Source organism: Photorhabdus sp. RM322S, from assembly GCF_042879395.1.
GTDB lineage: Bacteria > Pseudomonadota > Gammaproteobacteria > Enterobacterales > Enterobacteriaceae > Photorhabdus > Photorhabdus khanii.
This window is the reverse complement of the sequence record NZ_JBHFKW010000035.1, coordinates 26,362-52,330: the sequence shown is the minus strand read 5'-3', so window position 1 is coordinate 52,330 and position 25,969 is coordinate 26,362. Positions and strand designations below refer to the sequence as shown.

Genomic DNA, 25,969 nt, shown 5'->3' with positions numbered 1-25,969 from the left:
TGAGATCTTGCCCTGGGGATCTTAGCCTCTGTTATTAAATGATAAAGATACCCTTTTTTATCTTGAGCAATACTACCAATTGGAATAACTGTATTAACTAACCCAGTACATGTTGCTGTTACCGTTGTTCCCGATGCTGGAATTCGGTCTAAAAAATAAATCCGCCCAATGGCATCTTGGAAACGTCCAGTTGCATAATCCGGGTTAATTTGATTGACGATAGCAAGTAACTGATCGTTCTTGTCAGCAATGATAGCCGCATCACTCATTGCCATTTGACCCTGCGGTGTTGTTAAACTGGTACTCATTGCACCGCCCATTGCTGTAGCCAAATCATTTAGCCGCCCATTTAAAATATCAACTTCGTCGGGTACAGTTAGACCCGTCTTTGTAAAGGTTACACTTGGAACACTTGTTGTCAGTACTACAGAGTTAGTCATCAGAAATTTACCACCGTTGATTGATTATTCATGTCCGTTATTATCATCGTGCCCGCAATAGTTCTTTCGTTCCCGTTTATAACTTTACAAATGGCAGATTGAACATAAGGTAGCTTCACTGCTTCTTGTTGCATTTTGCTGTTGATTAGTTGAGTTCCCGGCCAATGTCCCAAAATTCTCTGGTAATAAGGAATACCCAATGTTGTGTCGTACCAACACTCACCCAGATATGTACTACAGGCACAAGCGACATCCTGAGCCACAGCATAAGGGTTATCAGTAATAGCGATATTTCCAGAATCATCTAACGTTAAATCCCATGATTTGATATCAAGAAGAAATGAGCGAGTTTGCATTTTCGATCCTTATAGAAATAAAAAAACCGCAATTAAGCGGCCAAATATGAAAAAACCCGTACTGGACGGGTTTAGTTATTATCTCTGAAATCCTGAGCTATTCTTGCTAGATAACTCATTATATTGGGATTCCTGGCTTTCCCATGAGCATCAGGATGCATTATCGCCAATAAGGAATATTTGTTTTCTTCCAAGAGACCTTGAACATATACCAGACAAGCATCGTTTTCTGGGCTATTTGATTTACACGTTCTATAATACTGAACCCTGTTTTTAGGAAATGAATCAGGCGGAAAACAAAGATGAATATGCATCATACATGATTTATATGCTGCTTCTGGTTGAGTGTAAGCAACATCCCTACCAAAATAATCAGGGACTTCTCCAGTTTCTTTATAGTGTTTGAAATCTTGCAGAATAGCCTGTTCAAGATCTGGATGCTTTAGAAAGACGTCATCAAAAAAATCTTTCCTCGTGTACTCATTTATTGATACGTCCACTTGTTCCATTTATCACCCAGTAAATGAAAAATTCCCAGACTCAATCTTTTTGGTTGTATAGGCAGCCAACTCTGATAGAGCAGCTTTATTTATATCGCTTTTATAAATATTAGGCAAAGTAAATAATTGACGAGAAAAATCATTAAGACGAGTTATCTCAAATCTGGCCTTTGCTATAGATCTTAGATATATCCTCATTTCTTGCTTTTCTTCATCAGGTCGATCTTGCTTCAACATAGCTTTGAGTCCTTGCTCAAATCCTCTTATTGTGGTTTCGCAAGCCTTATTAATTTCTATGTCGTTTTGAAGCATAATACCACGAATTTGACTTTCATCAAAGCTTAGGAGATTTAAATAATATTGGCTAATTTCATTAGCTAATGAATCAACAATCTCTCTTCTTTCTTGATATTGAGCTTTCAAATCATCCAGACTACAGATAGTTTCACCTACTTTAAAACTAAGCATACTACAACCGTCCCTCGAATCCACATAACCAGCAGCAAATGGAGGAACCGACAGCACTCCTCCAAATAAAACTACGGTTAAACAACTCCTTAGTGATAGATTCATGACGTTCTGCCTTATCAAATAGTTTGTTATAGTGAGTCACAAACAGTCATAATGTGTCACTATGTACCATATTAAACCACTATTCTTAACCTTACAACCACGCAGTAAATGACAATTAGCTACCTATGTAACCGACATTCCGCACCCAATTCAGGAATAAAAAGACTCATACCATTGACCCAATATTTTCAACAGGTCACTTTGGTACGGTTGTATACCCGTTACCCTCCGATCCTCTTGAAATTCGAAGGTATTAATCCCTTCAAAGGTTAAAAATACCCAACGGGCGGTGGGCGATTGTGTCTGCCGGTTTTTCATATCCGGGTAAAATGCCGCATTTTGTTTCAATCCGCTGCGAATTTTATGCTCCAGCGCAGCATAAACCATTAAACTGCATGTCATCACCATCAATAAAGCTTCGATGCGTTCCGGTTTTTTCAGATACAGGGAAGCGGTCAGGAACTCCGGGCTTTTCAGAAACCGGAAGCCCCGCTCAACCTTTTGCTGGGCTTTGTCATTGGCCAGCAAAGTTTCCATATCAAGGGCTTCCTCGTCCATGTCGTTGGTGGCGAGAATAAACATCCCCACCTGGAGTCTGGCATCGGCAGCTTTATCCAGCTGGCTGTAAGCCCGGCCCGATAGCTGATAATGAATCTGAGCGCGTTGATCTTTCGCCGGACGTCCACGCCCCTGATAAGTCACGATTTCCTTCGCCTCCGGAGCGTCAACAGCGAGAAACTGGCAGACGGATTCAAAATCACGCAGGGCATGTAACGCATCTGCCTTGCAGGCAAACGCTTTTTTGCACAATTTTTCAAATGATTTCAGCTCTTTTTCCGTTAATTTCAGGGTGTTTTTCGCGAAAGCCTGTGCTTCACGTTGCGCGGCAGCCGTACTGCTGAGCAGTAACCCGCGTTGCGGGACCCCGCCATAATGGGATTCAATCCAGCATCCCGCGTAACCTTCGGTAAAAGGCTGTAATTGGCGGGTATTCACGTTCCGCAGCTGCTGTTTAGCTTCCTTAACCGTTAACGGCACGCGGGTAATAAAGTGTTGTTTTTGTTGATGAAGAGAAGATATTGCCGCTTCACTATACAGCGCGGCATCCGCGACAAAATAGCGACTGTTTTGCGCCGCTTTCAGACAACTAATAGGGTGTTTTGTGACTTCTGCGAACGCTTTGGCATCGTTGGTATTCCCACTCATCGCCTGCATGTAAACCGGTATCCCCGCCTGATTTTCACAAATCAGCTCAAGGATAACCTGATTGAGGTCGGGGCGGTGGTCACGACTGTAACCCCGCGCCAGTTCAATGCGCTGAGTATCCTCATCGGGCGATGACTTGTACTCCCCATCCACGTGGAAACTGGTGATATCAAGATGCACAGAATCCGATTTTATTCCTAATTTATCAATAACCTGCTCAGCAAGCACCTGATAAACCTCCGATACGCCAGCCTCATATAAAGCATCCAGTGTACGGCCGAGGACATCGTCATTGAGGTGCTCTGCGTCAATGCCGGGACCAATCAAGCGTTCAATAGGCTTATGCCTGAAAAACCCGGAAAACATATGGAGTGTCCGGCTGTGAAATCCCAGCCCGTTGAGGATCATCGCAAGAAACGCCTCGCCGTGAGAAACAGTATGCTCTGCGTATTTTGGGATAATGGCATCAATCATACGGGGTAATCCGGCTTCATGGCAGAAAGCGGCGATAAGCCCCAGGTGATCAAGACGTTTAATGACAGGCTCAGGTATGGACATAGTGACTTTCCGGCAAATAAAAGTAATAGATCAAAATGCGCGATCGCCGTCAATCTTATTGGCGCTACAAAGATATAAAGCGTGCGTAAGATCACACTATTTTTAAATCAGGAATGAGGTGCGGAATGACGGATGGTATTTAATATAAATTTATTTGCAATTTCCTTTACAAACAAAATGGTCAGGATTAATTTCAAGAGCGGCTATATACTTAGAGATAACATGAGGTCCCCCTTTCTAATTAGATGGTCCTCTCGAATAGATATAAGGCTCATCATTGCATATGGTGACAAGGCATCTTGGATAATACTGTTCTGGTTTATTAGGCTATCAAATGTAGTTGTTTGATTCAATTCTTTAAATTCTTTTAGAATATTCACATACTCATGTGATACACCAAATCTTTCTTCTAGAACGCAAAATATATCTAGGTAATAGATTTTTTGGCCAACCGGGTGGATGTCAATGATTTCTGCCAAAGTACTCAATACCATTATATCCCATTTTTGAAATGGCCAAAGCATAGGGTACTCTCTTTTCCGCTTCAGTATTTCAGGTAAAGAAGGAGCCCTTTTATCCAACGTTGGAGTAAATAATTTATATTTAATCATCCATCTCTTCCATCCGTGATAGTCACGTTCAAAATAAAACTGTCGGTTATTTACGTAGTTAGACGCGAGTTCATGCGCTTTGTTTTTTATATATATAAGACTTTGACGTTTGCGATAAAGACTGTGACAATCGGCTTTAAATTGCATATATATCATATCGAACTTCTTAGTGATGGAGGGATGTTTTACCCATGACCAAGTTGGTTTATTCGATTCATCCGTGTAATGACGACATACTATGCTTCTGTCATCTTGATATACCAGTTCAGGGATATCGTCTGAAAATGAATATATGACAGATATCACACGATCTCCGATGAATCCTTCCACTACGGCATAATCATCAGTATTTAGTGATAGATAAACGTTATCGCAGGTTACATCTCGTTTAGGATAGATGAGACGACTCTCTCTGTAAGGAATACCTGTATAAATGTATTCCATCTCTTTATGAATACTAGGCAAGTGAACTTTTTTTGAAGAAAGAGACTTTTTGACTGATTGCAACGATCTGTTTTTTCTATCAATTTTTTTATTTCTTTTCTTTGCCTCAAGATCTTTCTGATATCTAAGTTTCTTTTTTTCAAGAGCTGAGTGATAGATCCATTCGTACTCTATAAAATTGTCTCTAACCAATGAAGTCCACTCGGCAATACTTTTACCTTCGCCGAGAGGGAAATTGTACTCAATAGAATCAATTTGATGCTCGATATAATATTGCCTTTTTTCCTCTTCACATTTGTGAGTTACACAGATTTCAATCGCTACTTCGCCAGCGTCGGTAGTTAGGTATACATCGGCCAAATAAGGGCCAACTCTATATTCAAGAGCTGACTCAGTAACTGAAGTAGTTAGCTCGGAAGCGATGAGTAATTCTTCATCAATTTTTATCTCATTTTCGGGAAGTGTGATCTCTGATAAAGATGAGAAATGCAGCTGCATTGCTATATGTAGCTGCGTCATCTGACAGTCCCGGCTTTCTTCTTTAGTGGTGTGGGAGAAGTGATGCTGGATAATCTTACCGTTGTTTTTTGCTATTAGGTTATCCCCACAATTCTTACACACACAGTCACAGCGCTTGCCGTTGGGTACCGCATCGACATGAACTATCTTATTTGTTTCTTTGTGAAAGGCATACTCAAATAGCATTTTTTTGTTTACATCCATGCTTAGATTTTATCCTAATTGACCTTGGTCACTCACAGTTTTCTTGCATTTAAATGTCAAGTTATTAATCGCAGGCCATTCATCAAGCCTATCGACTCATTCTTGCATCATTTCCTTTCTTTCATCAAGATAAGTTGTGTAGTTACATGACTAGCGTACATATTTTTTGTGTCTGCTTGTGCGAACTGTACTTCTATGGCGTCATGACTGAATTTACCACTCCAACTGTAAATGCAAGTATCCCTGCAAAACGGCTCATTCACTTTTAGAGCGGTTCTATCTTCATTGAGCAGCGTTGAGCTTAGTTAGGGTTAAAAAAAGAAAACATGCTGGAGCTAAAAGGGGGATTTATGGGTTCGACCTTAGTTATATTGGAATATATAAAACTATATCCTAACTTGAGCAAGGCAACTACTACAAAAAATTGGCAGTTACGTTATGAATTAATCTATTTTTTATTCGTATAAGAATAAGCCATGCATACTGAATGCATGGCTGTGAATATTAAGAATTAGAATGCTTAGGTGATCTCGTAAACTGTACCAAAGTTCCTTTTGGCTCATTTGCCTGCTCTTCACGTCGCTCGGCCAGCATAGATTTCAATTTTGCCAAGTGTACAACGGCAGCTTTCTTGCCAGTCAGATAACCCTCGGGTAAACCAACCATCATTTCGACATCGATAGCAGACAACCCCGCAAAAGCGGCAAGTCGTTCAACAGAAATAATACCTGAAGAAGCTAATAATTCTATCGTACGTTTCAACAAACGTGGTTTTTCAGGCTCACGATAATCATCGCCTGGCTCCGACTTTACACCCCAACGTGCAGAAAGGCGTTTGTAGAGATTCTGTTTCTCTTCCTCGGTTATAATATTTAACGCATATAACCGCATAATGCTTGCCGCGACCGAAATACCATATCGCTGCTTAGTTAAAAGCAGGCTATCCAACGTGACCGGTGTTCTGATTTCTTCAGCAAATGCCTTTGCGGGCAGTAGTAATGCCCCCGCAAATTTGTGAGCTTGACTTTCCTTCAACTTATAACGTTCAGCTTCGAGTTCATTACCAACGTAGCGGTGAAGGATCAGATGTCCAATTTCGTGAGCAAGGTCAAATCTGCTGCGAAAAGCATTACCTTTATCCGAGGAGAGGAGGACAAAAGGAACACCTAAAGTCTCACTCCAGGCAGAAAGCCCTTCGATCTGAGCTATCCCCGTTTCCTCTCGGACAACAATAATGCCGTTACTCTCTGCGGCTAATGCAAGGTCTGGTATTTCTTTTGTGCCAAGATTCCAGAGGGCACGGCACTCATTAGCTGCATCTTCGATATCTGCATCACCAATTTCATCGATGTTTGTAAAACTACGGAGCGATAATTTTAGCTCCGGCAGATCTACAAACTCAGTCAGCTTAGTAACTAACTCATTAGCCCAATGGATACGAGTTTCTAACATTGCTCGTGCCGCTACATGAGCCGAAGCGTTACTTCTGAATAAGGGCTTTGACATACCCGGCAACAGGGGACGAGTAAACCATTCAGGAGTGACATTTACGACTGTCGCTAAACGTTCTAAAGCCTCAGACTCTGGAGCCTGCTGGCCAGAACGCCATTTGCTAATGGTTGCTGGTGATACGCCCACCATCGTAGCTAATTGAGTTTGGGTTAGCCGCCGGGCGGCTAGTACTTGCACTAGCCTATCCGGTTGAAATTCAGCGATGCCTCGGCTCATACATCATCATCCTCTGTTCCATCTTTTTTGATAATGCCCTTTTTGAGTCCTGGGAATGCATTATCTTCTTGGGACGGAACAACATCATATCGGGTTAAAAAAAGTTCAAGTGGTTCATGGAAAACCCAGCTCTTCCCGTCAGAACTTGGAACAACAAGCTCTATAGACATCGGGGCTTCGGGCTGAGTCTGTAGCGAACCGGAAAAACGACATACTACGAACAGTGTAGCTTTTGGCACATCAGAACCGTCGGAGAATAAATCCGGTTGCACCACCTTTTCCACAAAAACGTTCTCAGAGATGAGCGTTTGCTTACGTTTGCTGCGAAAAAGCTTCTTCCACTGATTGTCATTGTAGCTTTCGCGAGCAATGGTGAAGATACCGCTACGGCCTTCAACAATACGGTTGCCACACAACTTGCCGGGGTTACAACCATTCGCTTCGAACACTTCATGAATGGTTTCATTCAAATTTAGATAACGTTCAAGGCCGAGCGCAGTTGCTCTGTGACCTTGGCTTTTCATTTTTGCAGAATCGAAAGAACGCTTTGACGCCGCGTAAATCGCGTCGGAAAGGGCCATGATGAGTTGTTTTGGAACATGTTAAACGATGAGATCTGCCACTTTGGATTTTTTCACGACCATTTCCTATCACTGTCACTGATGAACACGATTTTACATCAGTATTTTTTCGCGTGCACGCGCTTTCTCCATTAAAATTTTCCTTTTGCGTGTGGATTTAGATTTCTGGTTACTATTATTGGAATGTTAGAGGCTGATTTCCCTCTCATGTCTATCGGGACTCGATCAATCCAGACCAGACGGTTACTGTGATAAGTATGCTTCTAACACAGAGCAGCCTGTCTGCCTCGATAATCTAAGTTCGTTACGAGCGAAGCCACTAGCTTCCAACTATCAATCCAAATAATTTCAGACAGATATTATCTTCGTGAACCCCCCGCATCCTTACCGGATTGCGGGGATTTTTGTTTTCACGCTGAGATCTCTTTATGAAAAAATCTGAAGGCCTCCAGGCCATTGAGAAGCCGCTATCTTCTCTGCCTCAAACTATCCGCAACTACATTCTTGAACGTCTCCGCAGCCTTACGCAGTACGAGCCGGTGATAGGCATTATGGGCAAAACCGGTGCGGGTAAGAGCAGTCTGTGCAACGCCCTATTCCAGGGAGAAGTAACGCCTGTCAGTAATGTTGAGTCCTGCACACGTGACGTTCTGCGTTTCAGGCTCAGCAATGGCTCCTACAGTTTGATGATGATTGATTTGCCAGGCGTCGGTGAAAGCGCGCAACGTGACGAGGAGTACACAACGCTTTACCGTAGGATCTTACCCGAACTGGATTTGCTGTTGTGGGTCATCAAAGCTGACGATCGTGCGCTATCAATGGATGAGCATTTTTATCGAAAGGTGATGCTGGCCTACCAACACAGGGTATTGTTTATGGTGAATCAGGCTGACAAGGCCGAACCCTGCCATCAGTGGAACACCACCTTCAACATACCATCACCGGACCAGCAGTCGACAATTGAGGCTAAGCGTAGCGCAGTACAGCAGCTGTTTCTGCCACACCATCCGGTCTGTGTAGTGTCGGCTCGAACCGGTTGGGGGATGGAAGCGATGGTAGAGTGCATGATGAGCAACCTGCCTGACCGGGCCACCAGCCCACTGGTGACACAGTTGCATGGCAGGCTCTGCACAGAGCCAGTAAAAAAGCAGGCACGCGAGTGCTTTGGGGGGGCTGTGTGTGACGTGTTCGACGCAACTGAATCATCATCTTTCCTGCCTGCCCCCGTTCGTGCCGTTGTTCGCACAGTGCGGGACGTGGTGGTGTCGGTCGCCCGTGCTGTCTGGGACTGGATTTTCTTCTGATGAACCGCTAATGGCGGACACTCCCTGTCCTGTCTGCGCTCAATTAACAAGCAACTAACCCTCTGATAACGTTCAAGGGTGCATCACAACAGTGATCGCTGCACCGAAAAAATACGCCTTCCCATGTCCATATCCTGTCCGCCCCCTTCGTTACACTAATCACTTAATTTTCAGCCTGTTAACAGGAGGGAGAAAATCTAATGTCCCAGACTGAGCGTCGCCATGAGCGGCTGGCGGTCCGGCTGTCCCTCATTATCAGCCGCCTAGTTGCTGGCGAAACACTGGATATGGGTCTTCTTACCGCAGAGTTTGGCGTGTCGATCCGCACCCTCCGCCGGGACTTTCGTGAGCGACTGATGTACCTGGAATACCGCGATGGTACTTGTTGTCTGCTCTCGGGTAGTCATCAGCGCGAACTGGCGGTACTGACTTTTGCTCGTCAGTCAGGAGTGGAGGCCTTGTTTCCTGATATGGATAACCACATGGTCAGCTCTCTGTTGAGTGGACCAGGTGAGTCTCCGTGCCTCATATGGGCAGAGTCGGAGCCATTGTCGCCACCAAGACCTGGCATATTTACACGGCTTGTCAGGGCCATATCCGAGCATCGCCGTGTGACGCTGCTGGCTGAAGTCTGTCGTTGCTCAGGGCTTGCGCCTTACCGCCTCGTGCTCTGTAGCGGGCACTGGTATCTGACTGGTGAGCATCATCATCGCGTGGCGGTGTTTCCGCTAAACAATATCCATGCTGTTACTTTCCACCCGGAACTGTTCGTGCCGGAGATCCAGATTCGCAGCGTTCTCGCTGACCCTGATTTCCTCAGGGCTCTGCCCCATTTTCACGTTTTCCACTCACTGCTCGCCAGAACCGGCGACGGTCTTTTACCTCAAAAGGAATCATGATGAAGAAATTACTGACCACAACGGCGCTGGTCGTCAGTCTCTGCGCTAGCGCAGCCTTTCCGGCTGCTGCCGAAACTGTCGAGGGTACTGTCAAATTCTGGCAGTACATGCAGGCGGATGGCTGGAAATCTGCCGATGGTATGGATAACGACACGCTGAACAATACGCTCTACCAGGCCAGTGTCATTGGCAATTATCCCTGGACCAAACAATTTCTGCTGCGTCAGCGTGGTGGCGGTGCCTATTTTCTCGCCGACAAGAAAACGCATACCGTGCGCAAGCTGAATCTGAAACCTGCCAGCGGTTATTACTCCGACCTGACGTCGGTCTATCAGGGCGAAGACCAGGGGAAAGGGTGTTACTTCACCATCATCGACACCCAGTATCAGCTGGAACTGGCTGATGAGCCTCACAGCAATCAGGTGCTTGCTGCATTCCCGGAAAACTGTGTCAACAAACAGCAGCAGGCCGCACTGGCGGCAAAGCAATCGGCATCAGAGCAGAAACCGCAGCAATGGGTGGCTCAGCAGAGTCTGGCAGAGCTGTGCCGACGCACCGGAAACTGCTGAAGCAGCGGAACGGACTATTAATAAGGAATCAGCACCATGAAGAAACTTTACCCGCGCATGTTCGCCGTTCTGGCTATTATCGGTGCCATGAGTGTCTCTGGCTGAGACAGTAAGGAAGATGCAGGCGTGAAAGCGATAGCCCGGTTTAAGGACCTGACTCCTCCACAGTTCAGTAAAGTTGTGTCGCATCAATCCGATATCGCTCAGGAGTGGGTGAAAAAGGATGCCTTTGGTACACCGCAGTACACTGTGATGAAAACCCGCCAGTCACCGGAAGGCTGTGAGTCAGGTAATTATTACTACATTGCTGATATGCAGCAAAAGACGGTACAACCGCTGATTGCAGCCCTGTGTCTTGCGGACAATATCACCCTGAGCTTCCGGATTGAAGCCGACAGCTACACGGGTGAAAAATCGGTGGTGTATTCTCACGATGGCAAGGAAATGGGGAAACTCTATCTGCCGGAGAATCAGGAGAAAAACCCATGAAGAAGCTGAAAAGCATCATCTCAGTTTTCGCTCTGAGCCTTTATCTGCTGTCACCGGCTCAGGCCGAAGAACAGCGTTATATCAGTATCCGCAACACCGACATGGTCTGGGTGCCTGGCAATGTCTGCGTCTGGCAGTTTCGCCTCGATAACGGCGGCAGCGGCGAGGGATTCGAGCCTCTGACACTTTCCCTGCGCCTGAAAGATAAAGGCGGTAATACGCTGGCGATGGGGAATATGGCTGTGGCCACATTTGGTGACAGCGATGCGACTCGCTCTCAGGAAGCCTCGCTGGAGAATGAATGCGTTGAAAACGTCAGTTCCGTCGAAATCATGAAGGCAACAGAAGAGCGTAACGGCTACCAGATTGACCTGCCTCTGTCGACTTTCGCCCCGCAGTATTACCGACCGTCGCAAGTCACGGTTGCCGGAGGGAAGGCATCTTAGAGCGTCGTTGCCCGTTTAATCCAGCCCCTGTCGCTTATGCCACAGGGGCTTTTTGTTTTTAAGGAAGCTGTATGTCTGAACTCACCGTACTGCCTGATGGACCGTTTACCCGCCAGCAAGCTGAAGCTGTGGCGGCGCATTATATCAATGTTGCTATTGAAGACGACTAGGGTACACATTTTCGTCTGGTTATTCGCCATGAAGACTACATTGTCTGGAGAGCCTGGAACTTTGAGCCAAATGCTGGTTACTGGCTGAACCGCTATATCGTCTGTTATGGAATCCGTAGTCTTCCCCCATAACAGCCACCACCAGCGCATCACCGTTATAAACAGAGTCAGGCCACACCTCCTTCGGGAAGTGTGGCTTTTTGTATTTTTATCGACCGCATAAGGAGTTAACTATGAGATTAGCCAGCCGCTTTGGCCGTATTAACCAGATACGCCGTGATCGGCCTCTGACCCATGAAGAGCTGATGAGCCATGTACCCAGCGTATTCGGAAGTGACAAGCATGAGTCTCGTTCAGACCGTTATACCTTCATCCCGACCATCACCATCCTTGAAAGTCTGCAACTTGAAGGCTTTGAACCGTTTTTTGCCTGCCAGACGAAGGTTCGCGACCAGAGCAAGCGGGAGCACACAAAGCACATTCTTCCACAAATGGGATACCGGCCAGACTAACCCAGCAGCGTAAAAAAGCTACACCGTTTTTTGTATAGCCTAATTATAGGATACACTAGTCAGTATCGGTATCAGCGTTACAGGTAAATGCAGGATGATAAATGCGTCCTCTTCCTCGACAATAATGACAATATGATTGGAGTATCCTCCGACCATCCCCCATATTTCTCATCCCGAAAGCATCATCCTCATAAAAAACATGATATCCTCTACTTAATGAACAACTAGGACATGATTTACGGCCATCTCTCCACCTAGCTCTTCCCAGAGGTTCATCACATCCAGAGCAATTACACATAGATATTCTCCTTAATTGATTGGAGAATGATCAATAACACTTATATTATTAGCCAAATTTGATGACAATCGCACTTTTCATCTTAATAAAACGATTACATTCATTTTCTCGGTAATTCCAATCAGTAATGTTTTCATATACAAACAATTCCACACATGAAAAATCACCTAAAAAATACCGAAGACTTTTGTTGAATAAAGGTTCTATTTATTTTCTTTACGTTTATCTTATTCTTTTTACATCAATGATAAATTTTAATATCTAACTGTCAAAATTAAGCCGGAATTGATTCCGGCTTATTCACGACTTATTCGATTGTTTTTAGTAACCAATCTCCTTAAAAGAATCATTCGATTTTACCTAAATACAACAATATGATTGAATTCTGAATTCGGTAGAGTGCAGTCTTTAATTACATCATTGAGGTTAATAATATTAATCCGTTTTTGTGTTTCAAATGCAGTTAATGCAAGAGAAAACAAAGCTTTTCCTGCGTCTTTATCTACAGTGACTAAATCATCAGATACAAAATGTGTCGTCTTACTTGGATAAGTTTCTGGAGTCACTTGAATACCCCAACTTCCTGTTGCACCTGTTACATAGATTTGGGCAATGTAACCTTGTGCACATGAGTTAGACTGTAATGCAGCAATCCCACCTTTCTCAGGAAGCTTCTCTGCTATAACTGACGTGGCGATCAATCCAGCCATTAAGGCAATATAGGGTAAGCTTTTTTTCATTTTTATCTCCTATCTTGAGTTCATTAGAGTAATATCTTTTTTATGAATGTAATGATGTAAATGACAAATTTTTATTATTATTTTAGTGGTTATAAGTGAAGATCAATATATCATTATACAATCAAAACCATATAAAACATGATGTTATTAAATACAATGTTATAGTAGCCAATCTGTACTTATTCTTAATTCTTAATTCTTAATTCTTAATTCTTAATTCTTAATTCTTAATTCTTAACAACCATACCTATAAATGAATAAAGATGTCAGATTGATTTCTTAATGTGAATTATCCTTTTACTCACTCAAATAATTTGGATCTGTAGATTGTATAGACCAATAATTTGAGTTAATAGAGATATCTCTGGCTAAACAATATATATTTGATTTAATTAAAAAATAAATTGAAAGCTTGATAACTTCAACAGATTTTCAACAAGACAGCAAAAATAATAGCGTAAAATTAACTCAATGTTAATTATTGAACGATAATTAGTAACTCAGATAAACTATATAGCTCCAATCAACACCTGATAAGGTACAAACCATGAAAAAGTTATCAGCCTGTCTTTTAGTATTGAGTATTACTTCTTTCACACCTAACTTTGCGTCTGCAAATATATGTTTTCAAACCGAACATTCTCTAGGTAAATGTGCTAAAATATGTGCACCGGTAATTCTCCTTAGTCCTTTTCTAGCAACAATTTGTCTTTAATTCAGTTAACAATAAGATATTTAATAAACAAAGTGATAAGGATAATTTTTTTCTTGTCACTTTACTGTAACACAGAAAAATATATGTCAATCTGACCAGAAATAACAGAAAATATTATCAAAAAATGCCAGAGAAAATACAGATGGATTTAGTTAGTTTAATTAGCCTCTCACTCTAAATAAAATTAATTCAACTTAAGTGAGAAAATTAATCGCCAAACTTGTCGGGCTAAATTATATTAATAACAGAAAAAATAAATAACCCACAACGAGTTATCTCAGATGAAAAAATCCATTTATAATATCTATTATATGATGTTTAATAATAAGTTCACAATTAAAACTACTTTCCTGCCTATAAATAATAGTTGAAGTAGCTAAAAATCTTAAATGACAGAATGCCGGAGAATTATTAACCATTATATCATCTCCATCCTATATAATTTAAGAAACACAATTTCCGAAAATTTTCATTAATGGCTGATAATTACATTGATAGGCAGAAATATTCGCCTCAATCCATTGTTTAGCATCCACAGACGCAAAGGAGATATTATATCCACAGTTTATAACAATATATTCAAATAACAAGCGCTGTGTTCTTCCATTACCCTCTCTGAAAGGATGAATCGCATTTAATTCCGCATAATACTCAGCAAGCTTTTTAATGAGTTTATGATGATTTAATCCTATGAGAAAATTTTCACAGTCTAACATATTAAATATCTTACTGCCTTCTGTTTCAATACGTTTAGCATGACAGAAGCGAGTATTACCTTTTGATATATCAATTGTTCTCAACTGACCAGACCAATCATACAAATCAGAAAATATCTGTTTATGGAGGTAGCACCAAAAGGCTAAATCGTAAGGTGGTTCCTGGAATGAAATATTCAATATAGCAAGCTCAGTAAGTTCTCTTTCTGCCTGTTCAAGAACAACTGAATCACGAATACCCAGTTTGTTAATAAGAGTGTCTGTATCTAGATATGTGTAAGGATCTTGCCCCGCTCCATATTTATCCACCATAATCCCCCCCACTATACACTATATTTTCTGATTAATTGATCTCTCAGATTTTCTTGCCCTTTTTGGGTTTCAGGCAAGCTGTTCATAACAACAGTTATTCCTTCAAGGCGCATACTGTCTCTATAGTTCTTTAGTTTTACACGGTCAAAATAATGTTTCTTTTCATTATAAGTTGTCATTATTGTTTTTTTATTTTTTTGATTTCTGATATCTTTCTCTTGCTGACGGGAATATTTAAACTTAACCAGATCTAAATCGGTCAGTTTACAGTTAATCGCCTGACCACTTTCAAATATTCCCCAAGAAATAACTTCGAAATAGCTGGCTTTGCCGTTTCTTATACAATTAATTTTTACCTCTAAGTCTTGTTGCAGTATTTGCAAAACCTGTTGCACTTTACGCTCAGATATCCCAGTCGCTTCCACAATCGAACGCGTGTTGGGATGTTCTAATTTAGTCAGAGCCGCCATAACAGCTAATTCATATTTCATTTGAATTCCCAAAATACTTATATATGCAACAGTAGTATAAAACACCAAGGTCGCTAAAACCAGAAAAGAGAATATAGAGTTATTACTGGCGAATTCTGTAAAGCACATGCTCATGAAGCGGGTGCCCATCCGGTAATAAAGGGTGCAAGAAAGTATTCTCATCTTTCACCATTCCAAGCCTCTCCATAACTTTTTGAGATCGGAAATTGGAAACTGTCGTAAATGCAACTACCTCCTCAAGTTTTAATTCAGTGAAAGCAAAATCCAGTGCCTTACATGCCGCTTCACTGGCATAACCTTTACCCCAAAATGGCTTATCAAGACGCCATCCAATTTCAGTACAAGGTGAAAATGGCAATTCTGCTACAGGGATATTCAAACCGACAAAACCAATAAAATCCCCCGTCTCTTTCAGCTCTACGGCCCATAATCCCCAACCATTCTGCTGTTCAAATCTCTGGATAATTCTATCCACCATTGTATTACTTTGTTCAACCGTCAACGTGGCAGGAAAGTATTCCATAACTTCTGCGTTACTATTCAAATGAAAAAACGGTGCCCTATCTTCCTCTTTCCAGGCGCGCATTATTAGTCTCTCTGTTTCCAGTGTTACCATCATATTCTCCTTAATATCAGCTATATCAATAGCTAAAAAAAATGCCTATATGTGCGAAAAACACATACTTCAATCAGGAGAATTAAAACAATTAAACAGATAAATTGCTATAGTGAATAAAGCTAAAGAGGAATAAAACAACGTAATTTAAAAATCAACAGGGAAGTGGCCCGTGCCGGAAATCATCGGAATCACACATCACACGGGCCTGGTTTATCAGGCACTTGTTTTTACCGTAGCCTTATCTTTAGATTTATCATTATTGGTATCTTTTATTGGTACAACACGTTCAGATGTTAATTTTACATTATTTTCAATCTGTTCTGATTGCCCAAAGAATAAACCACCACGCTTGATAGACATACTGCCACAGCGACTGATACCACGCAGTTCACCATGTTCAAGAATATCCAATGTTGCTGCACAACAAGTCCCTTCAACATTACCGTCAATTATGATTTCTGGAGCATTAAGCTCACCTTCAACCCGCCCGGCATGCATAATGCGGATTGCTCCCTCTTTCACCCGGATATTCCCAATCACTTTACCCCAGATCTGTATATCACCTTCTACATCAATATCGCCCTTAAAGACTGAGCTTTTAGCAACAATAGTGCAACGGCGGGCCTCTGCGCCGGCATTCTTTTTATCATCACCAGCCTGAGACACTGGTTCTACAGCCACGGTTTCTGTTTTTTTTCCAAACATAGTTTTTGATCTCGATCTCATGTTAATAAAGCAAAATATTAAAGCCAGAAAAGATAGAATCGCTGTCACTGTACAGCTAAACAGATTACCCGCCAGATAGAACCCCAGAGCAATGCTCCACATGACCCATATACAGCTTAGAAAAATATTGTCCGAAAAACGATGTTTTGCCATGTTCTTTCACGTTCTTATTGTTTTTCATACTTTTTTCGTTAGAAAATACAAACCAAATCACTACTCTAACAGAACGAATAGCAATCAATGCTAAAGGTAAGCCGATATTTGTAACGCTATTAAACGGTTAACGCCATTATTCCTTCTTGCTACCTATCCCATCAGGACCCTAGATAACAATCAGTAAGAAAAAATTAATATTAAAATATAAATTTTAACTTCGTATTTAATAACATTATTCAACAATAAAGTCACGTTATTAATGTTTAATTTTATTTACAAATAATCTAACAATGAAAATCCTTCTCAATTAATATCCACTAATGTTTTTCTGCCTAATATAATAGACTCATAAAGCTATTTATACATTGCACGTATCATCCTTAATTTATTATTCATTCAATAATAAATTATTTCATGAAAAACTAACAATCTATTTTAAAAAGGAAATATAATATTTTTATTGGATTTACATTAATCTGTAAATGTTATAATACTGATATGACAATCACTAAAAATGGAATATGGAATATCTATAGGAAGGATAATTTAAACGCCAAGCTACTCTTAAAAATGACCGATTTTCTCTATCTTATAATCAGAGTCCCTGATCAAAAGATAACGACTCAAGAATAAAACTTACCATTAATCTGAACATACGAAGTTTCTCCCGCCGACATGGCTTTGGCGGTTTATCTGGCCTATTAATGATCCGGGGTAGAGCCAGCAACACTTTTAAAGTTACCCGAGACAATAACCGCTGAACCACCGGTTCCAAACTGCAATTTTCCAAACGAATTTCGGTATTTTTAGGGATTTGGCTACCTTCACCTTTCAACGATAAGTTGGAATTCTTCCCTAGATTCACAGTTTGATCGAACATGTTTGACGGCACATCAATCATAGAGCCGCTGACAATGGTAATGAAAAATATTAATATGGGTGTCATCATAATTTTATTTAGTTTCATTTCTAACCCTTAATATATTGATAAAAATAAAACACAAAATCACATAATAAAAATCAATCTTAATTTCAGATTAAATTTCTAAATAAATGATATTGTGATTATTAGTATCTTTTGTTTTTTATGAATGGAATCCATTAACTAAAATAGTTGAGATGCCAAAATACATTGACATAGATATGGCTGTTAAAAAAACCACAGACAATTCACGACATATAAAAAATCCATTGAACACAGAGAAATAAAAACAACGTCATTGATGGCTCTCCACTGGATTTATCATAATTAGAAATAAGTTAATGAAAACACGGTTCATCTATAAACATTTATACGTAAGCAATATCCTTATTGACGCCCAAAGTATTACAGAATAATTCAACGAATAAAAACAAAAAATACAAATTCAAATAACTTCACAACAAAATACTTAGATAACATTTCAATACTATAATTTGCGATCTATAGTGTCGCAAATTACATCTATATAAGAATAAAATTCTTTATTGTATTTATTTATCAAATTAAAAGATCTAAAATTTTAATTTTTCGATATAATCAATCTACTTAGTACAAAAACCAACCTTGAAAAACAGGAATGCCCAGCAATTCTTTATGAACGGACATTTAGATTGTTCGCATATGTTGAAATTAACCGTTGGATTACCCCAAGTAACTCAAGGTATTCAACTGGATTCAATAAAGCCTGGAGTTAATATGGAAAACCGGAAAGATTCGACTCAACCTTCCCAGACGGATCAAGTACTTAATGTCATATCCAAATTATGCACCGTTCGGGAAATGCAAATGGCTCCACCACCAGAATCATGGCCCAGCACACGTGATGTCGCAGAGCAATGCAATTTCACTATCTACAAGGCTCGTTATCTGCTATTGAAACTGGCTGACAAAGGATTAGTTATGGTAACTCCGTCTCCCGTTAAGAATTCTCTTCGATGGTATATATCGGAAGATAAAATTAAATCCATCTAACGACTTATCTTTCAAAAGAATCTGAAAAAATAGGTGCCTGCTCTGCACAGCAGGGCCTATCATTAATCGAAATTTATAAAAATAGCATAAGCCCCTATATATTACATTTTCTATATTCCTATTTTTCATTACAAGAATCTCTACAGGAAATTCAAGTACAGAAACGTAATAATCAATTAATATTATTTTATCTCATAGGAGAAAAAAATAGAAAAATTGCATTGTTGGGAAAAACATAGATATCATTAGTACAGATAAAAATAGGACAAATATTTATAAACGCCCCAAAATGTAAGGCTTTAATGTTAATTTATTGATAATGACGAATTGTCAGGAAATGCCCGATTATTTAATCGGGCATTATCACTTAATTATTTAACCAACGCACGATTAGAAGCTGGCGCTAACACCCAAACTAAAAGCGTAGGTATGATTCTGAACATCACCATCATTGCGCGATACTGACGCAAAAGCGCCCCAATCCTTTGTAATAGCAGCATTCATACCAATCGTGTATTCACGCCAATGGGTATCCTGTTTTTGGCTTTCTCTAACAAAAGAGGTCTGGGTTGAATTGATGGCACTACGAATCTGATAACGTTTATCACCAAACTGGTGGTTGAACCGAACTTCAGCATAGGGGTTAAAATGACCAAAATTCGTGTCAAGACGCCAGCCCAGTGTGCCAACTTGAGAGTCGTAGCGCTGATCACCAAAATGCATGGCAGTGCTGTTATTACCCGATTCACGATAACCTTTAACATAACTCTTATCCCAAGCGTATTGAATGACTGGGCTAGTCGTGACGGCAGATGCCAGCGGAATATCCCAACCGGCGGTAATACGTCCGCCCCATTGATGGCCGGAAGTCGAGGCGCTTTCTTTGCGTAACCACTCATTGAGCACGATACCACGAGTAATATCCTCATATTTCATATCTAAATAGTGGAGATCGCCGCTGATCCAACCTTTATCGTAGTAACGCCATAAGCCGTAAGCGGTGAGCACATTGCCGCGGCCATCATAGCGGAAATTATCGGCTGGAGAAGAATTATCCTGATAACGCGAGATCATGCCACCCAACAGAATATTGTCCGTAATCTGATAGTCGCTACCCAATGTCAGCGTGTGGTTGTGATTACCACTATAGCCACCGAATACACCTAGTTTACCCTGCTCGTTACCCACATTACGCAATTGCTGTAAACGGCCGTCGAGGGAAGCAAGTGCCCCTTTCACCGGCACATTGTTGGCGTTCGTCAGTAACATAACCCGATACGGAGCATTGATGACTGAAACAGTGTATTCACCAACCATATGCTGTGCGGCTGGCGTTGGGTGAAAATCATCAGCGAATAAAAAGGGCTTGCTGGCATCAAAACCGACATCTTTATAACTACAGGAATCCGCCTTAGCACCCTGGGCGCAAGCGTAACCGATGGTGTTGAGAAAACCATAGCGTAGAGGATTAGCGATAACTTCATGCAAGAGGGCATTAACATCAACGCGAACAATATTGCCATTTTCTTGGCTAAGAGCCATATCTTCTAATTGATTATAGTTATCAACCAATTTTGAAGCGTTACTACTTAATTCTTTATAACCATCAATCAATTTCTTCGTGGCCTCCTCAGCTTTTTGGGCGTCACCTCCTGAAACATTGGCTCCAATCTGTTTGAAAACACCATGGATAACTTGAAGACGGGTGTCTTTATCAATGGTGGGATACCCGTTGACTGCTGCATGAACTTTAGCCAGATCTTTAGGAGTAGCTCCCACCTTAGAGAGAACAAACTCCATAATCTTCGGCGTCATACCCACATCAGGAACCGTAGGCACTATCACCAACCCAGCTCCTGCATTGAGAAGTGTATGTACCTGTGATGAAGCCGCCACCGCACTCTTAGTAATAATTTCTTCCGCTTTAGCTGGATTTCGTAATGCAGCGTCAACATCATTGCCACCAATCCAATGAACATACATACCATTAGGGTCAGCATGTCCACCGTGACTTGCCAGATAACGAGTTACTTGATCCTGTGTGTTGTCTTTATTATTTAAACTGGCAACAGCAGTCGCACCACCGGCAGCGTAATTGTTGCCTCCGTTCTTAGAGTTGGTCAGCTCAATCCCTAATTGTTTAGCGATAAAATCGTTATACAATTTACTTGTCTCACCATCCGTCGTAAATCGACCATTATTTCCGCCATCGCTTAAGCTATCGCCAAAAACATATAGGTTGTCATAAGTGTGTGCGTTCGAAATTGCACTTATCGCAAGTGCTAATATACCTGGTGCAAATATAAATGACCGTTTCATTAACATTGTCCTCAAAAAATAATTTTATATTTATCATTGAACTATCCGTTCAATTGAAATGATCAATCCAAATAGAACCTGCGTTGATGAAATATGACGCTATTCTTGCCCTGATTAACCAATACCTCATTATAGTTAGTAAGTGAAGATATACTGCATTGTTTTTTACATTTTTAATTTAGTGTCGCCAGACAGTTCAACTAACCAATTTGTTTAAAATTCAATTAACTATAAAAAATAATATTAGACCAAATAGACTCAACTCTCTCCTCCGATTCATGAAATAGATCACAAAATAGCAACAATTTTAACAATCGAAGATTCTGGTTAGGATAACGGTTGAGTCCGATGAGCATCTGAAGCGATCCATCACAAAAAATGTGATAGAGTCAATTCATCATCAATTTAAGAGACTGGTTAAAATAAGAAATTAAACAGAATAAATATGAGAATCCAACGAGCAATAAAAGCAGATTTCAATAATCTGATCGAAATTTGGGAAGCCTCTATACGGGCAACCCATGATTTTTTATCTGACGAAAATATTAATGAATTGCGCCCACTGATTCTGCATACCTATCTGCCAATGCTTACTGTTTATAAAGCAACAGATGACAAAAACGAAATTGAGGGTTTTATGGGTGTTGCTCAGCATCGGATTGAGATGCTGTTTATCTCCCCTGATTCCCGTGGTAAAGGTATCGGCAAAACACTCCTGAATTTTGGTATTACCGAATTAGGTATTAATGAACTGGATGTGAATGAACAAAATATTCAAGCAGTTGATTTCTATCTGCATCAGGGATTTAACGTTTTCAACCGTTCAGAAGTTGACGGCCAGGGTAATCCTTTTCCGTTATTACACATGAGAAAACAAGCATGAGGAGTCACCTCCTCAATGCAAATTAAACTCTATCGCTAAGGTATGATCCCTCGGCAAACCAGCTGGTTTTACCCCCACGGACCGGGCTTGTTGGATAGCCGCAAGTGCAGCCCGATCCAATTCATCAGCGCCAGAACTCCGTACTAATTGAGGATTTGTCAGCTCACCACTGTCCAGTAAACTAAAGCTTACCTGTACAATACCCTGTTGTTTCATCTTTTTCGCCCGACGTGGATAGCGTTTGTGTTTTTCAATTTCACGACGTAAAGCAGACTGATAACCTTGTAAATCATCGGAACCCAAACCCGTCATCGGTTGACTGGTCATCGCCTGACGTGCGCCGGCCTGTGAATCCACAACATCTCTCCCTGCCACCTGGGAACTGTCCGCTGCTTGCTCCGTTTCCGGTTTACGCCCACGCTCTGCCAGTTTTGGCCGGGGATCTTCTACTGGCTCTTTCTGTGGTTTGTTCCTCGGTTTGGCATCGGCATGTTCTTCCGGCGGTTTCCGCGGCTCTCGTTTCCGTGGCCTGTCCGCTGGCTTATTAAGCGCTATTTTCGCCTCAAGCGGTGATTCCGCGACCACCACTTCGGGGGGTAACGGAGGCGGGAGAGGTTCCTGCTTCGTAGGCTGCTCCTGCCCAGCAGGTGCCGCTGAAGCAACCATTTCTATTGAGATACTGATTATTGGCGAATTCACTGATTGATTATTTGCGCTGTCATCACGTAATAAATGAGATGCCATAATCACAATGACACTTGCATGTAGCAGCAAAGAAGCAAACAAGCCAATATAAAGACGATTTTTCATCATAATTCAAGCCACCTTTCCGCTCGTTATCTGCGGAGATTAACCTTCTTACAGGCAGGTTAATCTCCCGTCAAGAGTCAGAACTGACTGGTGACACTAAGCTTAAACGTCCGTCCGGGCGCCGGCATCATGGAGCGGGTTAACGGGTCCAGATAATAGCGATCGGTTAAGTTAGTGCCGGATAATTCAACAACAACATTTGGCGTAACCTTATAATTAATATAAGCATCTACGGTCATTACCGGATTCCAGCGCATCGGGTTATTATTTATCCCTTTATAAGTGCCCGGCATTTTTTTCATCAACCATTTTTCATCCTTATTCTCCACACTGCTGTGATACAACACCCGGCTCCCTATTTCTAAATCTTCATCTAATAACCGGCCACCAATATTCAGATTAAGAGAATAACGGGGAGGAATAGTCGTTCTTAAAAAACCACCGGGAAAACCGCCATCAATACATTCTGGAACACCAAATCGATTAGTCGGATCTAGTATACCCGCGGAGGTTTTATCACAAACTTTATTTTTAAGATTGTAAGACAAACCAAATTGGGTAAAGAATCCCCCGTTGTCATAACGCCCTTGTACTTCTAAACCCGATAATTTCTGTTTATCTAATTGAGTAAATTTAAAGTTACTATCACGGTCAAAAACATTCTCTATGACCGTATTGTAATAAGCGAATTTAATATCCGCATTATGCTCCGCCCCCAACAACTGACTTAAATCATGAACATAACCCACTTCAACTGTTTTGCTACGTTCAGGTTTAAAAGAGCGGGCCGGTTTATCAGTCAAACCAGAGGAAAAGCCGACGGTATCTTCAAAAATACTCGGCATACGTACCGCTTCGGCATAACGTGCATAGATACGTGCATTATCACTCACATAAGCTGTTGCGGAAAATACCGGTGCCCAAGCATAATCTTTACGTTTAGGTTGTTTAGCCCAACGCTCCTGTTCACTTTTTTCTTTATAAACTAAACCTCCATCACTATTACTCAATATTTCTCCTGAACTATCACTATAACGGCTATTATCTTGGGTATCACTGTATTCATATTTATATACTTCTTTGTTAGTGACAGGATCAATAACACGCTCATTCATATCAAGCTCGCCATTGAAATAGGGGTTATCTTGTTTATATAACTTACCATCGTCACGATATTGCCAAAGCACATCTACCGGTACCATAGGGCGAAGAATTGAATCTCTCTCTTCTGATTCCGAGAAATTCTTTTCAAAATATTTATCAAATTCATCATCAGTCAAACACCATGAGCAATCATTAAATTTTTTAAATAATTCAGCTTCACGTTCAGTAAGTGTTCTCTTATATTGCAGCCCCCGACCAACCAGTTTTTTGTCCTTACTATAACGATGATCACGCGCCGCTAAACGCTCATTTAAAAAATCATCCTTAGACCAATAGCTCACCCGTTTAGCCCCAGCGCTTAATGCCAGCCATGAAGTAGGGCGCCAGTCGAAATTAAAGGCAATATTATTTTCCTGACGACGCCCTTTTCTTGGTAATGCACGAAAATTGGAGAAACTCTTTGCTTCATAATCATCATGCGAGCCCAAACGTTCCCGTTGCAGATTAGCCGACAATGTTAAATCCAAATCCGCAGTCAGCGCGAAAGCATTAGAAAGATCAACACCCCAGCGGTTATTATGCGCATTAGTGGAAGCAGTCTCTACCAAGCTACCATCTTTATTCGGATCTCTTTCCTTACCATTCACATCCCAGACCTCATCCCTTTCCCGCGGCTCACGAGGATACCCCCCAGCTGTATTAGTATTACTAATAGTACGGGTAACCCAGAACTTCATATCAAAATCAACCCACTTGTTCCCATCAGGCTTCCATTTATAGTCCACATTAAATGCCTGCTGATGTACATTAGCCAAAGGCCATTGCGATACAATATTCTCCTCAGCTCGAACCCAACTAATGCGCGAAGGCATAATTTCACCGTAAGTCGTCTTGGTATCGCGGATACCAAACTCGATAGTCTGTTGATTAGCCAGATGCCAAGTATTTTTAAGTAACCAAGATTCCATTTCACTGGAAGTATTCGGCACTTCATTGCCGGGGCGATATATACGTGCCGCGAAAGGTAAATAAGGATCATACGGCCGGGTACCACCATCAAGTATAACTTTATCCTTATCACTGATCGGAGCGTCATAGCGATGGGCTCCCCCCTTACCAGCAAAATAATTTCCCTTACTACGATAGCTATAGGCTGCCATGAGATCAAAGTATTCCTGCCGAGTACCTATCGCCAGACGTATTGCATTATCTTTCAGACCAAATAATTTATTATCTTTTGAATTTTTTGGGGTAATTTCTAACGCAGGATCAACATAGTTAAATCCCTTAGTAAAACCAGGAATATCACGATAATCTTGCCCCCATTGCAGACTCGGTACACGTTCCTTCACCGCATTGCTGCTGGTCTCCAATTTCAGATTAATTCCGAAACTCTCATCTGCCGGTACCACATCATCTATGCCCAAGGTTTTAATCATTACGGCCCCACCGATGGAACCTTTTACCCCCCGAGTTAGTGACGGACCTTTTTCTATTTCAATGCTGCTGATCAGATTAGGATCAATATAATTACGGTTATTAGCACCGTTATAACCACGCCAGGTCGTAATGGCCTGTTCAGTACCATCAATGGTAACAGGAACCCGCCCCTGTCCCTGAATGCCGCGGATATTAGGATCTAATGCGCCACTATTTCTGGAATCACCACTGAATACGCCAACTGCACTTTTTAAAACATCCGCAGGTGAAGCACCCTTATAGCGTTCTACCAAATCCTTACCCAGGTAAATATTGGTAATATCTTTATCATACACCGCGTCATAGCCTGCCTGATCTTTTTCACTGGTTGCTGAAACGTTAATTTTGCCTAAGTCGGCCTTATCTCCAGCAGGCTGTTTCACTGATTGAACAGGGGGTATTGGTGTATCTGCATCAACACGGTAAGGTATCAGGCTGTAAGTTAATACCACCACCAATGTTATTTTACTGTATTTATTATTTAATTTATGCATAGTGATTATCTGCCATAGTACGGATTTAAATAACCTATTACTTC

The 25,969-nt window shown here is 41.4% G+C and carries 23 protein-coding genes and 3 pseudogenes; 9 read left to right on the top strand and 17 right to left on the bottom strand.

Annotated features, from left to right (window positions below; genetic code table 11):
* The 8 genes and pseudogenes from ACGF63_RS18100 to ACGF63_RS18065 form a co-directional block, all read right to left on the bottom strand.
* A pseudogene (locus tag ACGF63_RS18100) lies at positions 1-440 on the bottom strand (hypothetical protein); the annotation flags it as partial.
* The gene (locus ACGF63_RS18095) at positions 440-796 is read right to left on the bottom strand and encodes a hypothetical protein (protein ID WP_387632535.1); all 357 of its coding nucleotides are present in this window, start codon (positions 794-796) and stop codon (positions 440-442) included. The pseudogene ACGF63_RS18100 and the gene ACGF63_RS18095, both read right to left, overlap by 1 nt.
* A gap of 71 nt (positions 797-867) precedes the next feature.
* Positions 868-1,305, bottom strand: coding sequence for a type II toxin-antitoxin system YafO family toxin (locus ACGF63_RS18090; RefSeq protein WP_132345479.1), 438 nt, complete (start codon positions 1,303-1,305; stop codon positions 868-870).
* 3 nt (positions 1,306-1,308) lie between these two features.
* The gene (locus ACGF63_RS18085; protein ID WP_387632532.1) at positions 1,309-1,764 is read right to left on the bottom strand and encodes a hypothetical protein; all 456 of its coding nucleotides are present in this window, start codon (positions 1,762-1,764) and stop codon (positions 1,309-1,311) included.
* Positions 1,765-2,019: 255 nt separating this feature from the next.
* Positions 2,020-3,633 carry an IS1634 family transposase gene (locus ACGF63_RS18080; protein WP_387632530.1) on the bottom strand — a complete coding sequence of 538 codons (1,614 nt, stop codon included), beginning with the start codon at positions 3,631-3,633 and terminating at the stop codon, positions 2,020-2,022.
* A gap of 203 nt (positions 3,634-3,836) precedes the next feature.
* Positions 3,837-5,411 (bottom strand): hypothetical protein, encoded by a 1,575-nt coding sequence (locus ACGF63_RS18075; protein WP_387632527.1) that lies wholly within the window; start codon positions 5,409-5,411, stop codon positions 3,837-3,839.
* A 504-nt stretch (positions 5,412-5,915) separates the two neighbouring features.
* Positions 5,916-7,139 (bottom strand): helix-turn-helix domain-containing protein, encoded by a 1,224-nt coding sequence (locus tag ACGF63_RS18070; protein WP_387632525.1) that lies wholly within the window; start codon positions 7,137-7,139, stop codon positions 5,916-5,918.
* Complete coding sequence (locus tag ACGF63_RS18065) at positions 7,136-7,720, bottom strand: hypothetical protein (RefSeq protein WP_387632522.1); 585 nt, start codon at positions 7,718-7,720, stop codon at positions 7,136-7,138. Before ACGF63_RS18065 ends, ACGF63_RS18070 begins: the two co-directional genes overlap by 4 nt.
* A 428-nt stretch (positions 7,721-8,148) precedes the next feature.
* On the opposite strand from ACGF63_RS18065, the gene ACGF63_RS18060 reads away from it, so the two are divergent.
* The 7 genes and pseudogenes from ACGF63_RS18060 to ACGF63_RS18030 form a co-directional block, all read left to right on the top strand.
* On the top strand, positions 8,149-9,024 hold the full coding sequence (locus ACGF63_RS18060; RefSeq protein WP_387632520.1) for a GTPase family protein: 876 nt from the start codon (positions 8,149-8,151) through the stop codon (positions 9,022-9,024).
* Between the two features lie 200 nt (positions 9,025-9,224).
* Positions 9,225-9,923 (top strand): WYL domain-containing protein, encoded by a 699-nt coding sequence (locus ACGF63_RS18055; RefSeq protein ID WP_387632517.1) that lies wholly within the window; start codon positions 9,225-9,227, stop codon positions 9,921-9,923.
* A complete protein-coding gene (locus ACGF63_RS18050; protein WP_387632539.1) occupies positions 9,923-10,492 on the top strand; it encodes a hypothetical protein in 570 nt (189 codons plus the stop codon). Before ACGF63_RS18055 ends, ACGF63_RS18050 begins: the two co-directional genes overlap by 1 nt.
* Positions 10,493-10,618: 126 nt before the next feature.
* Positions 10,619-10,981, top strand: a complete 363-nt coding sequence (locus tag ACGF63_RS18045; RefSeq protein WP_387632514.1) for a YfjS/YafY family lipoprotein — start codon at positions 10,619-10,621, stop codon at positions 10,979-10,981.
* A complete protein-coding gene (locus ACGF63_RS18040; RefSeq protein ID WP_387632511.1) occupies positions 10,978-11,427 on the top strand; it encodes an IrmA family protein in 450 nt (149 codons plus the stop codon). Before ACGF63_RS18045 ends, ACGF63_RS18040 begins: the two co-directional genes overlap by 4 nt.
* Positions 11,428-11,498: 71 nt before the next feature.
* Positions 11,499-11,729, top strand: a pseudogene (locus tag ACGF63_RS18035) (DUF905 domain-containing protein).
* Between the two features lie 101 nt (positions 11,730-11,830).
* Positions 11,831-12,082 (top strand): annotated as a pseudogene (locus ACGF63_RS18030) (DUF932 domain-containing protein); the annotation flags it as partial.
* Between the two features lie 681 nt (positions 12,083-12,763).
* On the opposite strand, the gene ACGF63_RS18025 reads toward ACGF63_RS18030, so the two are convergent.
* The 6 genes from ACGF63_RS18025 to ACGF63_RS18000 form a co-directional block, all read right to left on the bottom strand.
* On the bottom strand, positions 12,764-13,147 hold the full coding sequence (locus ACGF63_RS18025; RefSeq protein ID WP_387632508.1) for a hypothetical protein: 384 nt from the start codon (positions 13,145-13,147) through the stop codon (positions 12,764-12,766).
* A 1,158-nt stretch (positions 13,148-14,305) separates the two neighbouring features.
* Positions 14,306-14,890, bottom strand: a complete 585-nt coding sequence (locus ACGF63_RS18020) for a putative adenosine monophosphate-protein transferase Fic (RefSeq protein ID WP_387632506.1) — start codon at positions 14,888-14,890, stop codon at positions 14,306-14,308.
* Between the two features lie 11 nt (positions 14,891-14,901).
* Positions 14,902-15,381: a YhfG family protein gene (locus tag ACGF63_RS18015; protein WP_036843497.1), complete on the bottom strand. Its 480-nt coding sequence runs from the start codon at positions 15,379-15,381 to the stop codon at positions 14,902-14,904.
* An 82-nt stretch (positions 15,382-15,463) separates the two neighbouring features.
* Entirely contained in the window at positions 15,464-15,997 is a 534-nt protein-coding gene (locus tag ACGF63_RS18010; RefSeq protein ID WP_036842971.1) for a GNAT family N-acetyltransferase, read from the bottom strand.
* Positions 15,998-16,213: 216 nt separating this feature from the next.
* Positions 16,214-16,705: a polymer-forming cytoskeletal protein gene (locus tag ACGF63_RS18005; protein WP_387632503.1), complete on the bottom strand. Its 492-nt coding sequence runs from the start codon at positions 16,703-16,705 to the stop codon at positions 16,214-16,216.
* Between the two features lie 772 nt (positions 16,706-17,477).
* Positions 17,478-17,849, bottom strand: a complete 372-nt coding sequence (locus tag ACGF63_RS18000) for a hypothetical protein (RefSeq protein WP_387632500.1) — start codon at positions 17,847-17,849, stop codon at positions 17,478-17,480.
* A gap of 711 nt (positions 17,850-18,560) precedes the next feature.
* On the opposite strand from ACGF63_RS18000, the gene ACGF63_RS17995 reads away from it, so the two are divergent.
* Positions 18,561-18,836 (top strand): FaeA/PapI family transcriptional regulator, encoded by a 276-nt coding sequence (locus tag ACGF63_RS17995; protein WP_132353232.1) that lies wholly within the window; start codon positions 18,561-18,563, stop codon positions 18,834-18,836.
* A 390-nt stretch (positions 18,837-19,226) separates the two neighbouring features.
* Here the strand turns inward: ACGF63_RS17995 and ACGF63_RS17990 are convergent, their stop codons facing one another.
* Positions 19,227-21,155, bottom strand: a complete 1,929-nt coding sequence (locus ACGF63_RS17990; RefSeq protein WP_387632497.1) for an autotransporter outer membrane beta-barrel domain-containing protein — start codon at positions 21,153-21,155, stop codon at positions 19,227-19,229.
* Between the two features lie 445 nt (positions 21,156-21,600).
* Between ACGF63_RS17990 and ACGF63_RS17985 the strand changes: the two genes are divergently transcribed.
* Entirely contained in the window at positions 21,601-22,038 is a 438-nt protein-coding gene (locus ACGF63_RS17985; RefSeq protein ID WP_036842964.1) for a GNAT family N-acetyltransferase, read from the top strand.
* 12 nt (positions 22,039-22,050) lie between these two features.
* On the opposite strand, the gene ACGF63_RS17980 is transcribed toward ACGF63_RS17985, so the two are convergent.
* The gene (locus ACGF63_RS17980) at positions 22,051-22,851 is read right to left on the bottom strand and encodes an energy transducer TonB (protein ID WP_036842961.1); all 801 of its coding nucleotides are present in this window, start codon (positions 22,849-22,851) and stop codon (positions 22,051-22,053) included.
* Positions 22,852-22,925: 74 nt separating this feature from the next.
* Complete coding sequence (locus ACGF63_RS17975) at positions 22,926-25,925, bottom strand: TonB-dependent receptor domain-containing protein (RefSeq protein ID WP_152962396.1); 3,000 nt, start codon at positions 25,923-25,925, stop codon at positions 22,926-22,928.
* Positions 25,926-25,969: the final 44 nt, after the last annotated feature.

Coding starts and splice junctions, on each gene's coding strand:
- ACGF63_RS18040 (WP_387632511.1), top strand. CDS start 10,978: ATGAAGAAGCTGAAAAGCATCATCTCAGTTTTCGCTCTGAGCCTTTAT.
- ACGF63_RS18050 (WP_387632539.1), top strand. CDS start 9,923: ATGAAGAAATTACTGACCACAACGGCGCTGGTCGTCAGTCTCTGCGCT.
- ACGF63_RS18015 (WP_036843497.1), bottom strand. CDS start 15,381: ATGAAATATGAATTAGCTGTTATGGCGGCTCTGACTAAATTAGAACAT.
- ACGF63_RS18085 (WP_387632532.1), bottom strand. CDS start 1,764: ATGCTTAGTTTTAAAGTAGGTGAAACTATCTGTAGTCTGGATGATTTG.
- ACGF63_RS18095 (WP_387632535.1), bottom strand. CDS start 796: ATGCAAACTCGCTCATTTCTTCTTGATATCAAATCATGGGATTTAACG.
- ACGF63_RS18060 (WP_387632520.1), top strand. CDS start 8,149: ATGAAAAAATCTGAAGGCCTCCAGGCCATTGAGAAGCCGCTATCTTCT.
- ACGF63_RS18075 (WP_387632527.1), bottom strand. CDS start 5,411: ATGGATGTAAACAAAAAAATGCTATTTGAGTATGCCTTTCACAAAGAA.
- ACGF63_RS18055 (WP_387632517.1), top strand. CDS start 9,225: ATGTCCCAGACTGAGCGTCGCCATGAGCGGCTGGCGGTCCGGCTGTCC.
- ACGF63_RS17980 (WP_036842961.1), bottom strand. CDS start 22,851: ATGATGAAAAATCGTCTTTATATTGGCTTGTTTGCTTCTTTGCTGCTA.
- ACGF63_RS18010 (WP_036842971.1), bottom strand. CDS start 15,997: ATGGTAACACTGGAAACAGAGAGACTAATAATGCGCGCCTGGAAAGAG.
- ACGF63_RS18090 (WP_132345479.1), bottom strand. CDS start 1,305: ATGGAACAAGTGGACGTATCAATAAATGAGTACACGAGGAAAGATTTT.
- ACGF63_RS17995 (WP_132353232.1), top strand. CDS start 18,561: ATGGAAAACCGGAAAGATTCGACTCAACCTTCCCAGACGGATCAAGTA.
- ACGF63_RS17990 (WP_387632497.1), bottom strand. CDS start 21,155: ATGAAACGGTCATTTATATTTGCACCAGGTATATTAGCACTTGCGATA.
- ACGF63_RS18020 (WP_387632506.1), bottom strand. CDS start 14,890: ATGGTGGATAAATATGGAGCGGGGCAAGATCCTTACACATATCTAGAT.
- ACGF63_RS18000 (WP_387632500.1), bottom strand. CDS start 17,849: ATGAAACTAAATAAAATTATGATGACACCCATATTAATATTTTTCATT.
- ACGF63_RS18070 (WP_387632525.1), bottom strand. CDS start 7,139: ATGAGCCGAGGCATCGCTGAATTTCAACCGGATAGGCTAGTGCAAGTA.
- ACGF63_RS17975 (WP_152962396.1), bottom strand. CDS start 25,925: ATGCATAAATTAAATAATAAATACAGTAAAATAACATTGGTGGTGGTA.
- ACGF63_RS18005 (WP_387632503.1), bottom strand. CDS start 16,705: ATGTTTGGAAAAAAAACAGAAACCGTGGCTGTAGAACCAGTGTCTCAG.
- ACGF63_RS17985 (WP_036842964.1), top strand. CDS start 21,601: ATGAGAATCCAACGAGCAATAAAAGCAGATTTCAATAATCTGATCGAA.
- ACGF63_RS18065 (WP_387632522.1), bottom strand. CDS start 7,720: ATGGCCCTTTCCGACGCGATTTACGCGGCGTCAAAGCGTTCTTTCGAT.
- ACGF63_RS18080 (WP_387632530.1), bottom strand. CDS start 3,633: ATGTCCATACCTGAGCCTGTCATTAAACGTCTTGATCACCTGGGGCTT.
- ACGF63_RS18025 (WP_387632508.1), bottom strand. CDS start 13,147: ATGAAAAAAAGCTTACCCTATATTGCCTTAATGGCTGGATTGATCGCC.